Origin of the sequence: Acinetobacter sp. YH12045 (assembly GCF_013419925.1) — a bacterium.
Classification (GTDB): Bacteria; Pseudomonadota; Gammaproteobacteria; order Pseudomonadales; family Moraxellaceae; genus Acinetobacter; species Acinetobacter amyesii.
In genome coordinates this window covers 21,921-36,306 of sequence record NZ_VOZE01000005.1, presented here as the reverse complement: position 1 = coordinate 36,306, position 14,386 = coordinate 21,921, and the positions used below count along the sequence as shown (strand labels likewise).

Annotated in this window: 14 protein-coding genes; 4 read left to right on the top strand and 10 right to left on the bottom strand. The window is 41.4% G+C overall.

What is annotated here, in order from left to right; translation table 11 throughout:
- Window positions 1-26: 26 nt before the first annotated feature.
- The 5 genes from FTU02_RS08190 to glnK all read right to left on the bottom strand — a co-directional run bounded on the left by FTU02_RS08190 (window position 27) and on the right by glnK (window position 4,844).
- Window positions 27-1,319 carry a DNA adenine methylase gene (locus FTU02_RS08190; RefSeq protein WP_078189462.1) on the bottom strand — a complete coding sequence of 431 codons (1,293 nt, stop codon included), beginning with the start codon at window positions 1,317-1,319 and terminating at the stop codon, window positions 27-29.
- A complete protein-coding gene (ribD, locus tag FTU02_RS08185; protein ID WP_180133266.1) occupies window positions 1,316-2,419 on the bottom strand; it encodes a bifunctional diaminohydroxyphosphoribosylaminopyrimidine deaminase/5-amino-6-(5-phosphoribosylamino)uracil reductase RibD in 1,104 nt (367 codons plus the stop codon). Before ribD ends, FTU02_RS08190 begins: the two co-directional genes overlap by 4 nt.
- Before the next feature lie 36 nt (window positions 2,420-2,455).
- Entirely contained in the window at window positions 2,456-2,914 is a 459-nt protein-coding gene (gene nrdR, locus FTU02_RS08180; protein ID WP_067763170.1) for a transcriptional regulator NrdR, read from the bottom strand.
- 138 nt (window positions 2,915-3,052) lie between these two features.
- A complete protein-coding gene (locus FTU02_RS08175) occupies window positions 3,053-4,444 on the bottom strand; it encodes an ammonium transporter (protein WP_180156677.1) in 1,392 nt (463 codons plus the stop codon).
- 61 nt (window positions 4,445-4,505) lie between these two features.
- The gene (gene glnK / locus FTU02_RS08170; RefSeq protein WP_067763174.1) at window positions 4,506-4,844 is read right to left on the bottom strand and encodes a P-II family nitrogen regulator; all 339 of its coding nucleotides are present in this window, start codon (window positions 4,842-4,844) and stop codon (window positions 4,506-4,508) included.
- A gap of 278 nt (window positions 4,845-5,122) precedes the next feature.
- On the opposite strand from glnK, the gene FTU02_RS08165 reads away from it, so the two are divergent.
- Window positions 5,123-5,350 carry an accessory factor UbiK family protein gene (locus FTU02_RS08165; RefSeq protein ID WP_078189551.1) on the top strand — a complete coding sequence of 76 codons (228 nt, stop codon included), beginning with the start codon at window positions 5,123-5,125 and terminating at the stop codon, window positions 5,348-5,350.
- Between the two features lie 66 nt (window positions 5,351-5,416).
- Window positions 5,417-6,907, top strand: coding sequence for a YifB family Mg chelatase-like AAA ATPase (locus FTU02_RS08160; RefSeq protein ID WP_078192601.1), 1,491 nt, complete (start codon window positions 5,417-5,419; stop codon window positions 6,905-6,907).
- Between the two features lie 44 nt (window positions 6,908-6,951).
- On the opposite strand, the gene FTU02_RS08155 is transcribed toward FTU02_RS08160, so the two are convergent.
- Both FTU02_RS08155 and FTU02_RS08150 read right to left on the bottom strand, forming a co-directional pair.
- Window positions 6,952-7,683, bottom strand: a complete 732-nt coding sequence (locus FTU02_RS08155; protein ID WP_180156675.1) for a TorF family putative porin — start codon at window positions 7,681-7,683, stop codon at window positions 6,952-6,954.
- A 396-nt stretch (window positions 7,684-8,079) separates the two neighbouring features.
- Entirely contained in the window at window positions 8,080-8,856 is a 777-nt protein-coding gene (locus FTU02_RS08150; RefSeq protein WP_180156673.1) for a TorF family putative porin, read from the bottom strand.
- Between the two features lie 715 nt (window positions 8,857-9,571).
- Here FTU02_RS08150 and FTU02_RS08145 point away from each other — a divergent pair.
- Complete coding sequence (locus tag FTU02_RS08145) at window positions 9,572-10,867, top strand: OprD family outer membrane porin (protein WP_180156671.1); 1,296 nt, start codon at window positions 9,572-9,574, stop codon at window positions 10,865-10,867.
- Between the two features lie 102 nt (window positions 10,868-10,969).
- On the opposite strand, the gene ppa is transcribed toward FTU02_RS08145, so the two are convergent.
- Window positions 10,970-11,506 (bottom strand): inorganic diphosphatase, encoded by a 537-nt coding sequence (gene ppa, locus FTU02_RS08140; RefSeq protein ID WP_078189469.1) that lies wholly within the window; start codon window positions 11,504-11,506, stop codon window positions 10,970-10,972.
- A 115-nt stretch (window positions 11,507-11,621) separates the two neighbouring features.
- Complete coding sequence (locus FTU02_RS08135; RefSeq protein WP_078189470.1) at window positions 11,622-12,020, bottom strand: MAPEG family protein; 399 nt, start codon at window positions 12,018-12,020, stop codon at window positions 11,622-11,624.
- A gap of 108 nt (window positions 12,021-12,128) precedes the next feature.
- Here FTU02_RS08135 and FTU02_RS08130 point away from each other — a divergent pair, with 108 nt between their 5' ends.
- Complete coding sequence (locus FTU02_RS08130) at window positions 12,129-12,518, top strand: hypothetical protein (protein WP_078189471.1); 390 nt, start codon at window positions 12,129-12,131, stop codon at window positions 12,516-12,518.
- 58 nt (window positions 12,519-12,576) lie between these two features.
- Here FTU02_RS08130 and FTU02_RS08125 read toward each other — a convergent pair whose 3' ends face one another.
- Window positions 12,577-14,256, bottom strand: coding sequence for a long-chain-fatty-acid--CoA ligase (locus FTU02_RS08125; protein ID WP_078189472.1), 1,680 nt, complete (start codon window positions 14,254-14,256; stop codon window positions 12,577-12,579).
- Window positions 14,257-14,386: the final 130 nt, after the last annotated feature.

Genomic DNA, 14,386 nt, shown 5'->3' with positions numbered 1-14,386 from the left:
CCCTGAAAAATATGGGGCGATGATTTTTACCACAAATCAAGTTGCGTACTCACACCAGAGGTATCGACACCACCCAATTCAGCAAAATGGTGCAATTGACTCAACAACTGACGGATTGGTGGACCTGATTTGGCATGCGTATCCGTGATGACAATAAACTCTAGTACGCGTGCACGTTCAGACTGACGCTGCTTGCTCACACGGTAACGTGGCACATCTTGCGTCAATAAGCTTACTCGACCACGTTTTAAATTGGCTTGTAACAAATCTGTGGCGCTGATATTACCATCGGTTGAATAGCTCGTCAGGATGTAACGTGCATTGATGGTTTCTAATAATTTTTCATAAGCTTCTTTCGCATGCTTCGAAGAATTATACGGACTTGGACGTTCTTTACGCCATGCACGGTCGATTCCGCTCTTAAAGCCTTTGGTGTCTGGTGTTGGTAAATCCACCTGATCCCATAACGTTAAGGCATTCAACACATGGTAGTTACTGCTGTAAGCGTGCTGGTTATATGGTGGATCGAGATAAGCCACATCTACTTCAAAGCCACTCATCTGATTAGCCAAATGCTGTGCGTCGACACACCACATTTCAGCGGCGGGTTTTTTCGGATCACCAATTTCACAAAAACGACTTGGGGTCAGCCATAACAAAGAACCGATACGATCCAAGGCCGCTTGGGTTTTACCGCCCCAACCATGATGGAAGCTTTTAAATACACCGCTGGTATTACTGACAAAACTTGCTGAATACAATAACGGCGCTAATAAAGCACTCATTTCCACATCATCAATCGCGCCTTGAGCTTGCCAAGTTGCAATTTGCTGACGAATCGCATCGATACGCATACCGTTACGGCGTTTAAAGAATAAACGGTCACGTGCCGGATCGTAGATTTCATCATTACGTGGACACAAGTTATGGGTCACCCAACCTTTCACTTCTGGCAAACGGTTCAGATAATCAATGGCTTTCTGATAGCCACCCAACTCTTTAAACGCCGGTGCTTCAACACAAGAGAGAATCGCGCTGTTCAAAGCATGGCTGTAGGGTTCCCAGTCATTGGCAATAACACGATAGCCGTTTTGACGAGCCAACCGTGATACCACACCCGAACCTGCAAAAAAGTCAGCAAATATCGGCGCACGACCATCTTCGCGTTTTAAGGTTCCCGTTTGCTCAAGTGCTTCTAAAATCAGATGTAATAGACGGCGTTTGTTTCCCAAATAAGGAACCAATTGATGGAAAAGATATTCGTCTGTGGTACGAGCCGCATGACGACGTTTGTGATAAACCGTAGACTCTGAATTCATAGCGTCTCTTGAGAAGGGATTAACCTTAAGCGAATGTCATCACCCAATTGAGTGACATCTTTCAGCTTAAATCGAAGCTGCTCTGCCATGCGGTCAAATTCCGCATTAAACATCGCACGTGCTGACTGACCCAACAAGGTCGGTGCAACATAACTGATCATTTCATCGATCAAATGTTCTTGTAAGAAAGCGGTCGAAAGTGTCGCACCAGCTTCCACAAGGACATCATAAATTTGGAACTGTTGAACACAGACTGCTAACAGATCGGCCAATGGCTGAATTTCAAATTGTACCACGCCCAAGTCAGCAAGTTCCTGACGATATGGCCCCATGACCATCACGGTTTCAGGTTGCTGCAATATTTTTGCAGTTAATGGCAAGCGGCCTTGGCGATCTAGCACGATACGTTTCGGCTGAACCACGTTATGCATGTCAACAGCCTCATCGAGCTGACGTACGTTGAGTAAGCAATCATCGGCTAATACAGTCTCAATCCCAGTGATTACGGCACCTGATATCGCACGCCAATGTTGTACATCTTGTCGCGCCATTGCACCCGTAATCCACTTAGACTCACCCGAGGCCATGGCCGTACGCCCATCAAGGCTTGATGCAACTTTGAGGCGGACATAAGGCATGCCCGTCGCCATGGCTTTTAAAAAGCCCGAGTTCAATTGATGCGCTTCTGCTTCACAAATACCTGTGATCACGTCAATGCCAGCATCACGTAAGATTTGTACACCTTTACCCGCAACCAATGGATTGGGATCGGGACAGGCCACAACGACTTGAGCAACACCTGCTTCCACCAAACCTTTGGCACAAGGTGGCGTACGTCCATAGTGTGCGCAAGGCTCCAAAGTCACATAAGCGGTTGCGCCACGTGCGGCCTCACCTGCATCACGCATTGCAAAGACTTCTGCATGCGGCTGACCCGCTTTTGGATGAAAACCTTCACCAACCAATTGACCGTCTTTGACAATCACACAGCCCACATTGGGATTGGGACGAGTGCTGTATTGCCCCTGCTGTGCCAATGCAATTGCACGCCGCATCCACTGTTGATGCTGCTGCAACGTCACTTGATCTAACTCAGACATGTAATCACTCATGATAAAAATGGAGGCAGATGTGCATTAGTGCTCACGCTGCTGCATTTGTTCAATTTGACGACGAAAAGCTTCTACATCTTGGAAGTCTTGGTACACAGAAGCAAAACGTACATAAGCCACATGATCTAAAGCGAACAATGACTGCATGACAATTTCACCAATGGTGCGTGATTTCACATCACGTTCACCCAAACGGCGAATTTGCAATTGAATATCACTGAGTACCGTTTCAATTTGCTCTTGCGTTACTGGACGCTTTTGCAAGGCATGCATCAGCGAGCGGCGGAGCTTGGCTTCATCAAAAGGTTCACTCTTTGAATCCGACTTGATGACACGCGGCATCACCACTTCATAGCTTTCAAAAGTTGTAAAACGTTCACCGCAACTAATACATTCACGGCGGCGGCGTATCTGACAGCCTTCAGCAGCAAGACGTGAGTCAATCACTTTACTGTCTTCAGCGTTGCAAAATGGACAATGCATAGCGGTTAAATTGAACAAATCCGAATGGATTTAGAGTGTAGCAAAAATTTTGAAATTTGTAGAGCTTTACGCTAGATATGGAAAAAAAACAGCCCTTTCGGGCTGTTTTACACAATATATTGATTTACTGTGATCTTATTATTCTACACGTTCACCATGTTGACTTAAGTCTAGACCCATACGTTCGTCATCAGCTTCAACACGGATGCCAATCACTAGATCAATCACTTTCAAGATAATGAATGTCATCACAGCTGAGTAAGCAATAGTCGCTAGTACACCTTCGACTTGAACCCATAATTGATGCATTAAGTTGCTCGGTGCTTTATCACCCATGATGAATTCGCTGGCAAAGAATGCTGTAAGGATCGCACCCACGATACCACCGACACCATGTAGACCAAACGCATCCAAAGAGTCATCCGCTTTCAACGCACGTTTCAGCGCAGTAATACCCCAGAAGCAAACCACACCACCGATCAGACCCATCGCTAGAGCGCCGCCAACGGTTACGAAACCAGCCGCAGGTGTAATCACCACAAGACCAGCTACCGCACCAGAAGCACCGCCCAAGACAGACGCTTTACCACGAACCACTTTTTCAGTAATTAACCATGCCACTGCTGCTGCCGCTGCTGCAACTTGTGTTACCACCAATGCATAACCAGCTGAACCATTTGCACCCAGTGCAGAACCACCGTTGAAACCGAACCAACCTACCCATACAAGGCTTGCACCGATGACGGTTAACGTTAGATTATGTGGCGCCATAGATTCACGACCAAGCCCCATACGTTTACCAAGCATGTACGCTGCAACAAGACCCGCAACACCTGAGTTGATGTGAACAACCGTACCACCCGCAAAATCAAGCGCACCGTCGTTTCCTAACCAACCACCGCCCCATACCCAGTGGGTAATTGGTGCATAAACCACGACACTCCAAATTGCGATAAAAGCAACAAAAGCACCGAATTTCATACGTTCTGCAATCGAACCGCTAATAATGGCAACGGTAATGATGGCAAATGTCATTTGGAAAATAACAAAAAGAATCTCTGGAATCGTACCGGACAAGGCTTCTGTGGTGATGCCCGATAACATAAATTTGTCTAAGCTACCGATAAAGGCATTACCTTCACCAAATGCTAAGGTATAACCCACAATCACCCACGTTAAGCTCACGACACCTGCCGCAACGAAACTGTGTGCCATGGTGCTGAGTACATTTTTCTTACGGACCATACCGCCGTAAAATAATGCTAAACCGGGAATTGTCATGAGTAAAACAAGAGCAGTGGACACTAAAATCCATGCTGTATCACCTGTATCGAGCTTAGGCTCTTCTTCTGCAGGTGCTGGCGCTGCTTCAACTGGAACTGCAGCTTCTGTTGTATTTAGCGTTGTTGTATTTACAGTATCAACTACTGTGACTTCTTCTGTAGGTGCTGTTGCGCTTTCTTCAGCCCACGCAACAGAACCACCTAAAAGTGCACTGGACAAGCCGAGTGCAATTAGCATCTTTTTCATTCGTATCCCCCGACCTGATTTTCTGAGTTATTAGCTACTCAGCAAACTTCATGCCAATTTTTTAAACGGCATCTGCACCTGTTTCACCAGTACGGATACGGATGACTTGTTCCAGATTGCTTACAAAAATTTTACCGTCGCCAATTTTTCCTGTGCTTGCAACACGAGTAATTGATTCAATTACGGTATCGACCATTTCATCACTGATTGCGATTTCGATTTTTACTTTTGGTAAGAAATCAACCACATATTCAGCACCACGATAAAGTTCAGTGTGACCTTTCTGACGACCGAAGCCTTTAACTTCAGTGACAGTGATCCCTTGAACACCATTTTCAGAGAGTGCTTCACGCACGTCATCTAATTTAAAAGGTTTTACAATTGCAGTTACGAGCTTCATGTTTTGTTTTCCTTCGGCTTATTTCACCTGTAAGGTTTTATGTTCAATTTTCATGCCAATATGACTACAGTCGGGGGAAAATAGTCAGCCCAGCATGAGATTTCTTTATAACCTATTTTATACGGATAATCTTGCGTATGCTTATAAAAATAGACGTTTTTACTAGAAGAATTACGATTTTACTGATCGATTAAACGCATATTTAAATGAAAGCACTATGGTCATGAATGTGGCGATGTTAAACTGCTGCCACCAAATCACTGAGGATGGTCTAAACAATGATTGAAACCTTATTACAAGCGATATTAGAACAAATTGATCAGCCGAAAAAAGACGTCGAACATAATCTTCGCAGCTTACTCAATGAAGCTGTGAGCAAAATGGATCTCGTGTCGAAAGAAGAAATCGAACGCCAACGTACTGCACTGAATAATGCCAATTTACGTTTAAATGAATTGTTGAAACACGTCGAAGAACTCGAACAAAAAATTCAGAACAAAAAATAAGCACCTTTTTAGTGCAACAAAAGACGCATAACGATTAAAAATAATGCACCATAACGGAACAATAATATGTCTTTTGCCAAAATCTATACTCGGGGTTTGCTCGGCTTAAATGCACCCCAAATTGAAGTTGAAGTCCATGTCAGCCAAGGTCTGCCTTCATTGACCATTGTTGGCCTACCTGAGGCCGCCGTCCGTGAAAGTAAAGACCGTGTCCGCTCTGCGATTATTAATAGCGGCTTTCAGTTCCCAACCAAACGTCTGACCATTAATCTTGCACCCGCAGATTTACCGAAAGATGGTTCACGTTTAGATCTCGCCATAGCTTTAGGGATTCTGATCGCGTCGGGACAACTTCCTGAAAATGCAGCAGATGGTTTTGAATTTATTGGAGAATTGGCACTTGATGGTTATTTACGACCTGTCAGTGGCATCTTAAGTATAGCCATTGCCTGTCAGCATATCGGGCATCATCTGATTCTACCGGCACTCAATGCCGATGAAGCGGCGCAACTGCCGGAGTTCCAAGTCTTTCCTGCGCAGCATCTTAAGGATGTGTGTGAACATTTAAGTCGTTCAGCCTTAATCAGTAGCCATCCATCGACATCGTCAGCCAATCAACTCAGTTACCCTTTTGATTTATCTGATGTGAAAGGTCAACTCAGACCACGTCGTGCTTTAGAAATTGCAGCGGCTGGCGGTCATTCTCTACTATTTCGGGGTCCACCGGGCACAGGCAAAACTCTACTCGCCTCGCGTTTGCCCAGTATTCTGCCCCCCTTAGATATGCAAGAAAATTTGCAAGTCGCGAGTATTTATTCCATTGCAGGTGCAAATCATCATTTTGGGCAGCGTCCATTTCGTGCGCCACACCATACCGCATCTGCGATTGCCCTCGTCGGTGGAGGATCAAATCCTAAACCGGGTGAAATCACCTTGGCACATTTAGGAGTTTTATTTTTAGATGAGCTGCCTGAATTTGATCGAAAGGTGTTGGAGGTGTTACGGCAACCACTCGAATCCAAAGAAATTGTGATTTCACGCGCTTCTCGTCAAATCACCTTCCCTGCAAATTTTCAACTGATTGCGGCGATGAATCCTTGTCCATGTGGCTATGCCTTTAACCAAGACAGCCGCTGTCAATGTAGTGCTGAAAGTATTAAACGCTATCAAAACCGTATTTCAGGTCCATTATTAGATCGAATTGACTTACATATAGATGTCCCGCCACTGGCAGCGCATGAATTACAAAGTTCGCAAGAGGTTGAAAGTTCAAGTGTGGTTAGGCATCGTGTTATACAAGCTTATGAGTTACAAATAGAGCGTCAGCAAAAATCCAATATGGCGCTCACGCCGACGCAATTGGAGCAACAGGCGGTTTTGGATGCTACTGCACAGAATATTTTACAGTTAGCCCAGCAGCGAATGAATTTATCTGCACGTGCTTATCATCGGGTATTACGTGTTGCCAGAACCATTGCCGACTTGGCTCAAAGTGAACATATTCAAGCTCAGCACGTTTCTGAAGCACTGTCCTATCGAAGCCAGCTCAATGCTTAAACAAATGGCGACCCTAGGTCGCCATTTTTTAATGCTTTTTAACATTAGAATTCGTATTTCAAGCCAAATACGACTTTATTCTTTTGTTTTTCATCCAGACGGTCATAACCACCCACAATATAATCCATATTTACGCTCGCACCGGTGTCACCCAATGGATGGCTTAAACCTGCTGTAAAATGACGGAAGCCAAAGTCTTCAGTGGTTTCTACAAATTCGTCATCATCACCATATGCATATAGGCCCAATGAAGTATTTAGGGTGAAATCTTTTGGCAATGCATAGCTGTAGCTACCTAAGATATACGTATCGCCCTTGTTACCCCAAGTCGTATTTTGAGTTAAGGTTTGCGCAGTTACGCTAAAGTCTTTGTAGTTCAATCCTAAGAGAGTTTCGAAACCATCGGAATCAACATCCGATTCATAGTAGTAATAATACGTACCACCGACGGTATAACCTAAATCTTCAGTAATTTTGCCGTTATAACCTGCATAAAAGTCATGTTCAAAAGAATCACGCCCTTCTTCACCAAGTGCATAATCTAAGGTTGAACCCCAGTAACCTACATAGAAGCCTGACGCATGGCTATAGTCCAAACCACCTTGAATAGTTGCGCCGCTATTTTCAGGCACATTCGTAATACCACGTAAATTATAGCTAGACAGTACGCCGATATTTCCGGATACAGAATGCTCAGAAGCAGGTGCTTCAGCAAAAGTAAACGTCGATGCTGCTCCTAGTACAGCGATTGATAAAGCTTTAAGTGCAAATTTCATGGTTTGTTCCCCCACATCGTGCGACGACGTATTTTTTGGTTATTTCGTTGAACTCAATGAGGTATTAGCAAGCGCTGTGCCATGTTTAAAAATAAGCGCATATTTTTTTTATAAAAGCCACCATTTTGGTTTATCAAAAACCAATATATTACTGTTTTTATTTATTATTTTTTAATTATCCTGTTTGACCTTTTTTCTCTTTAATTTATTTTAGAATGCAGATTTTCATCTATTTAGATTATTTAAATCTTCAGGTTGATAGTTGTAACAGGATTTTAAAAATGCGCTTTTTTGAGTATATTTTTTCAACACCGATCTCAAAAATGCATAAAAAAAGTGCACAATCACCATTATGCACTTTCAAGAATATGACCGAATACGATCAACTCGTTAATGTTAGAAAGAATAGGTCAATCCAACCACAACGTTATCATCTAATTGCTCGCCTTCACGATCTTTACCGCCCCATACATAGTCAGCAGCAATTTCAAATCCAGTATCAGCAATCGGTTTACTCAAGCCTAAACGTGCTTCAGTGAACACCACATCTTCTGTGGTTGTTAATAGGCTGTCATCACGACTGTCATTAAAAACAGAAACACCAAGCGATGAATTTAATGAAACATCATAAGGTAATGCATAGCTATAAGCAGCATTCAGATATACATCTCCTGCGTTGCCATAATTAACATCAGACAACAATACAGCCATGCTTGCAGTTAAATCTTTATAACTTATGTCCTGAATAAATTCGATGCCCGTTGTGCGACGCTTTTCAGAGCGGTCATCGTTATAAACTGAACCGCCACCTTGATAGACATAAGCCATCACTTGTGACTTATAGCTCCAATCTTCATTCAGTTCACGTCCATATCCGACATAGAAATCATGTTCAAAACCATGTGACTGACTTTCGTCCGTAGGGTCATAGTTGAGTGTAGACCCCCAATAGCCCGCGAACAGCCCACTGTTGTGTGCATATTCAAGTCCGGCTTGTAATGCCGCTTGATCATTTTCTTCACTCGCACGGTACACATATTTGTTTACCACGCCTAAACTTCCAGACCAATTCCCTTGTGCCGTTGTGGCTTGTTCAGTTTGTTCTGCAAATGCAGGGACAGTACCTAGGGTCACTAAAATACTTAAAATTGCTTTTTTATAAAATTGAATCATGTTTAGTCCCCACATCGGATCGATCGTGGATTGGGTTAAGTAAAATTTAGCGCCGATTTTAATCGATTTTACCGCACTGTATAGCCCCTTTTTTCTTATTTTGATCAATTAAATCATTTAAAAACAAAGGTAAGATTATATAAAACAGTAAAAACTAAGCTTTTGATTCATAAAATATCTTTTATCGTGTTCCAGTCTTTAACAATGATTTAATGCATTCATTTATATGTATTTATCACGATTATTATCATCTTTTATTGAGCTAGATTTTAAGGAAAACATTTCTGACGACTTCGCTAAAAGTCATTCTCTATTTACAAAAAACACGCCAACAGTGCTTACTTTGCCTGAACATAGATGCCATGTACCTCAACCATTGATATACTTTTTGATCAAAATACGAATTTAGATTCGGCACAATTTGTCGCAAAGAGTGATGATAATTCAGCAAGTTAAATGAAAGTTTTTACCATTTTTTATATTTTTTTATGATAAGCAATGAATAAACTTCTCTTTAGCTTAATATATATTCAATTTAAATAAACTATTTGTTAAACAACAATAACATACGAAATATTTGCTTATTACAGATTGACCGATGATCTGAATGTTTTCTAACTTTAGTGTAATAAGCGCATTAAAAATAGTGATTTTTTTAAGAAAAAATATACAATCGCACTACATATTAACCAAATTTGCATGAGGCTCTCTCCCAATGCTTAAAGCTCAACAACTAACACTTGCAGTATTAGTAAACGCTGCTCTTATTTCTACTGCTTTTGCTAGCGAACAAAGTGAATCTAAAGGCTTTGTGGAAGATGCCGAAGGCTCTGTATTGTTTCGTACAGGTTACATCAAACGCGATAAACAAGATGTAAATCGCGGTGACGATACAAGTTCTTTTGCACAATCAGCAATTGTGAAATTAGAGTCAGGCTTCACTCAAGGTGTTGTTGGCTTTGGTGCCAATGTTGTAGGCGATGGTTCTTTTAAAATCGGTGAAAATAAACATGCTGGTAATGGCATGATTCCACAACATAACGACGGCTCAGCGTATGATCACTGGGCACGTGGTGGCGCAAGTGTTAAAGCTCGAGTATCAAATACTACTGTTGAATACGGTACCCAAGTTCTTGATATTCCAGTGCTTGCATCTAATACAGCACGTATGGTACCTGAATACTTCACAGGCGTTTTAGCGACAAGCCATGAAGTTGAAAATCTAGAAGTTATTGCTGGTAAATTCACTAAAAACCAATATTCAGACCAAATTAATTCTGACGGTAACGATCTAGATCGTGCTGTGGTTTGGGGTGCAAAATATAAGTTTAACGACCAACTTAATGCATCTTACTATGGCTTAGATAGCAAAAATGCGTTGGATCGTCATTACATTAATGCTAATTACACTATTCCGTTAGCTGAAAAACGCTCTTTAAATTTAGACTTTAGTGGTTATCACACAGAATGGGACAAAGCCGCTTCAACCTCTTCTTCATCACTTGGTGCTACAAATGTAGATGGCCGAAGCAATAATCTATGGTCATTGGCAGGTACATTAAATCAAGGCGCTCACTCAGTCATGCTGGCTTACCAACAAAACACTGGTAACACAGGTTATGACTATGGTAGCAATGCTGACGGTGCGCAATCTATTTATGTAGCCAACTCTTACCTTTCTGACTTTATTGGTAACCATGAGAAATCGGCACAAGTTCAATACAACTTAAACTTTGCTGATTACGGCGTGCCAGGTTTAAATTGGACGACTGCTTATGTATACGGTTGGGATATCAAAACTATTAAAGATGGTGTAGAGACATCAGACGATGCTAAAGAAAGCGAATTCTTTAACCAAGTGAAATACACTGTTCAATCAGGTTTTGCTAAAGATGCTAGCCTTCGTTTACGTTATTCACACTACCGTGCAGACCAAGCATACAATGACGTATATATGGCTGACACCAATGAATTACGTGTATTCTTAGACATCCCTGTGAAATTATTTTAATTTCGCAGCTACTCTAAGATAGCGAAAAAAAACCTGCACAGTGTGCAGGTTTTTTTATGAGCATCGTTTTCATATAAAAACGATGCTCAGCTTAAAACAATATTATTTGTTCGCAGCTTTGTAAGCTTCAATTGAGCTAAGTACTTCTTGTTTCGCAACATCAGCACCTTCCCAACCACTTAACTTAACCCATTTACCAGGCTCTAAGTCTTTGTAGTGTTGGAAGAAATGTTCAATTTGATTGATCAATAATGCTGGAAGATCTGTATATTCTTGAACATCTTTATAAAGCGGAGTCAATTTGTCGTGTGGAACAGCAACGAGTTTTGCGTCAACACCACCGTCATCTTCCATGTTCAATTTACCAACAGGACGGCAACGAATTACAGAACCTGGCTCTACTGGATGTGGAGTTACCACAAGTACGTCTAGTGGGTCACCATCCAAAGATAATGTATTTGGAACATAACCATAGTTCGCTGGGTAGAACATTGCAGTACCCATGAAACGGTCTACAAATAACGCATCAGAATCTTTATCGATTTCGTATTTGATTGGTGCTGCATTTGCAGGAATTTCAATAATGACATAGATGTCGTTTGGTGCATCTTTACCCGCTGGGATATTGCTGTAGCTCATAGCATCACTCTTTAAACAAAGTTAAATCTTTTAATCCGGCACAATTATAACGGTTTTATCGCTTTTTTTGTGATTTTAGCGATCATGCTGATAATTTAATCATCAAGCTGAACATTTAGCTTAATTTAATGACCAATAACATCAGGCAAATTGGGCATAACATCGACAAGGTCCAAATGATTGAACGTAAAGTTGCCCAATTCGCTAAATAACATAGCCCATAAATAACGCGTAAAACGAGATAGGCAATCCCAAAGGTCATGATGTATTGTTGATGAATCACCATGTATTCAGCCATTAGAATAGCCGCAATAAATAAAGGTAAACTTTCAAAACTATTTTGCTGCACTGCATGTGCGCGGCTCGCCAATCCTGTAGAGCGCGCTAAAACTTCACGTGGATTTTGATTATCACTCGACTTAAAACCTGCAGCTCGCTTCGCAATAAATGTAAATACATATGGCAATAAACAAGCGGCCAAAATGAGATAGATGATCCCACTGATGCTGTGCATGTGTTTTTTCTCAGGAAGATTTTTATGGCTGCTATAATACCATGGCATTTCGTGAATAATTTTTGTTAAATATAGTGTTTTTATAATCGGCAGATGAAAGGATCCTCTATGAGTACTTCTGATCAAGATCAATTATTTGAAGTTCTTGAAGAGCAAAAACGCCATCAGCTTCGCGTCGATCGTGTTTTAAAAATTGTCATTCCTGTGACTGCATTTTTACTTGCTGTGATCTGTGCCAACTTAAATGTATGGTCGACTGTTTTCAGCTTTGTCATCATGTGGATTGCATTCTATGCAGTTTCCATCAAGCAACTTCCCCTTTGGCATTGGGTCATTGTCATTGCCCTATATTGTTTAGTCGACAATATTTTAACCTATGGCAGCTATAACCAATCTGGCTTTAGTCGTCAGTTCGGCGCGATGTTTATTTTCTTAGGTGTTTTTGGTGTAGGACGTCGCTACTTTGATCGCTGGTCGATGAATAAAGGCAAGCTTTAATGATCTAAATTAAAAGCGATAAAAAAAGCGCCCGAAGGCGCTTTTTTTATGCATTATATTATGCTGTTTTACGCAAATCTTTACGTAGAATCTTACCAACATTCGATTTTGGTAATTCATCCATAAATTCAACATAACGTGGGCGTTTATAGCCAGTTAAGTTTTCTTTTGCGAATGCCAAAACTTCTTCAGTCGTTAAAGATGGATCTTTTTTCACAACGAATAATTTAGGTACTTCACCTGATTTTTCATCAGGAACACCAATCGCAGCAACTTCTAGTACTTTTGGATGTTTTGCAACAACTTCTTCAATTTCAGAAGGATAAACGTTGAAACCCGATACCAAAATCATGTCTTTTTTACGGTCTACAATCTTCACATAACCGCGTGGATCCATGACACCAATGTCACCAGTACGGAAGAAACCGTCCGCCGTCATTACTTTGGCAGTTTCATCTGGACGGTTCCAATAGCCTTTCATGACTTGAGGACCACGAATCGAAATTTCACCTTGCTCACCTTGAGCAACTTCATTGCCATCATCATCTAAAATAGCAACTTCAGTCAGTGGCAATGGAATACCAATCGTACCGCTGAATTCCATTGATGCTGGAGGGTTTGCAGTTGCAACAGGTGAAGTTTCTGATAAACCATAACCTTCGATGATATTGGTACCGGTAACTTTCTTCCACGCTTCTGCAGTCGAAGGAAGTACTGCCATACCACCACCCATCGCCATTTTTAGCTTACTGTGGTCAAGTTGCTTGAACTCTTCATTGTTCACCAAAGCATTAAACAAAGTGTTCACTGCTGGAAAGAATGAAGGTTGGTATTTACGTAATTCTTTCATTACCGCAGGTAGGTCACGCGGGTTAGGAATCAATACGTTCGCCTGACCTTTGTACATGCCGTAAAGTGCACACACCATAAATGCAAAGATGTGATACAGCGGTAATGCACAGAAGATACGATCATCTGGCTGACCATCTTGCTGACCAAATTTACTTTGGAAAATACCATCACACTGCAACATGTTTGACACAAGGTTACGATGTGTTAATTCTGCGCCTTTAGATACGCCAGTTGTACCACCAGTATATTGAAGTACTGCAGTATCACTTAGAGTTAAGTTTGGACGTTTGTAATTGTTTGCACTCACTTTAGACATTGCTGCATTAAAGCGAATATGACCTGGAATGTTCCAAGCTGGAATTTGTTTACGTACTGAACGTAATACAAAGTTAACCAATGTGCCTTTCAGCGTACCAAGCATGTCACCCACAGATGCCACGATCACATGTTTTACTGGGGTTTTACCAATAATCGCTTGGTAAACAGATGCAAAGTTTTCAATGATAACCAATGCCTCTGAACCAGAGTCATTTAATTGATGTTCAAGCTCACGAGAGGTATACAATGGATTCACGTTGACCAATACCAGTCCAGCACGGAATACACCTAATGCAACAACAGGATATTGAAGAACGTTAGGCATCATAACTGCAACGCGTGAACCTTGTGCCAAACCTAAACTTTGCAAATAGGTTGCAAATTTACGGCTTGCTTCATCAAGTTCTTTAAAAGTTAAGACTTTATCCATGAAGATAAAGGCATCTCTTGAGCCAAACTTCTGAAAATTACGCTCAAAAATATCGACCAATGAGGTATTTTCTGCGGGTAATTCTACAGTTTCTGGAATCCCTGTCTTTTGGTATTCAGCGAACCAAATCTTTTCCATAACGCCCAATTCTCCTGTCGTAATCCTTAATAATCCAACTGTTTTTTTTCAATATTAAGCGGTCATTATTTAACTTGTTTATGCTTAATATTGCATCCATTTCACGAATAACAGCATATATAACGTATTT

Coding starts and splice junctions, on each gene's coding strand:
- FTU02_RS08190 (WP_078189462.1), bottom strand. CDS start 1,319: ATGAATTCAGAGTCTACGGTTTATCACAAACGTCGTCATGCGGCTCGT.
- ribD (WP_180133266.1), bottom strand. CDS start 2,419: ATGTCTGAGTTAGATCAAGTGACGTTGCAGCAGCATCAACAGTGGATG.
- nrdR (WP_067763170.1), bottom strand. CDS start 2,914: ATGCATTGTCCATTTTGCAACGCTGAAGACAGTAAAGTGATTGACTCA.
- FTU02_RS08175 (WP_180156677.1), bottom strand. CDS start 4,444: ATGAAAAAGATGCTAATTGCACTCGGCTTGTCCAGTGCACTTTTAGGT.
- glnK (WP_067763174.1), bottom strand. CDS start 4,844: ATGAAGCTCGTAACTGCAATTGTAAAACCTTTTAAATTAGATGACGTG.
- FTU02_RS08165 (WP_078189551.1), top strand. CDS start 5,123: ATGATTGAAACCTTATTACAAGCGATATTAGAACAAATTGATCAGCCG.
- FTU02_RS08160 (WP_078192601.1), top strand. CDS start 5,417: ATGTCTTTTGCCAAAATCTATACTCGGGGTTTGCTCGGCTTAAATGCA.
- FTU02_RS08155 (WP_180156675.1), bottom strand. CDS start 7,683: ATGAAATTTGCACTTAAAGCTTTATCAATCGCTGTACTAGGAGCAGCA.
- FTU02_RS08150 (WP_180156673.1), bottom strand. CDS start 8,856: ATGATTCAATTTTATAAAAAAGCAATTTTAAGTATTTTAGTGACCCTA.
- FTU02_RS08145 (WP_180156671.1), top strand. CDS start 9,572: ATGCTTAAAGCTCAACAACTAACACTTGCAGTATTAGTAAACGCTGCT.
- ppa (WP_078189469.1), bottom strand. CDS start 11,506: ATGAGCTACAGCAATATCCCAGCGGGTAAAGATGCACCAAACGACATC.
- FTU02_RS08135 (WP_078189470.1), bottom strand. CDS start 12,020: ATGCACAGCATCAGTGGGATCATCTATCTCATTTTGGCCGCTTGTTTA.
- FTU02_RS08130 (WP_078189471.1), top strand. CDS start 12,129: ATGAGTACTTCTGATCAAGATCAATTATTTGAAGTTCTTGAAGAGCAA.
- FTU02_RS08125 (WP_078189472.1), bottom strand. CDS start 14,256: ATGGAAAAGATTTGGTTCGCTGAATACCAAAAGACAGGGATTCCAGAA.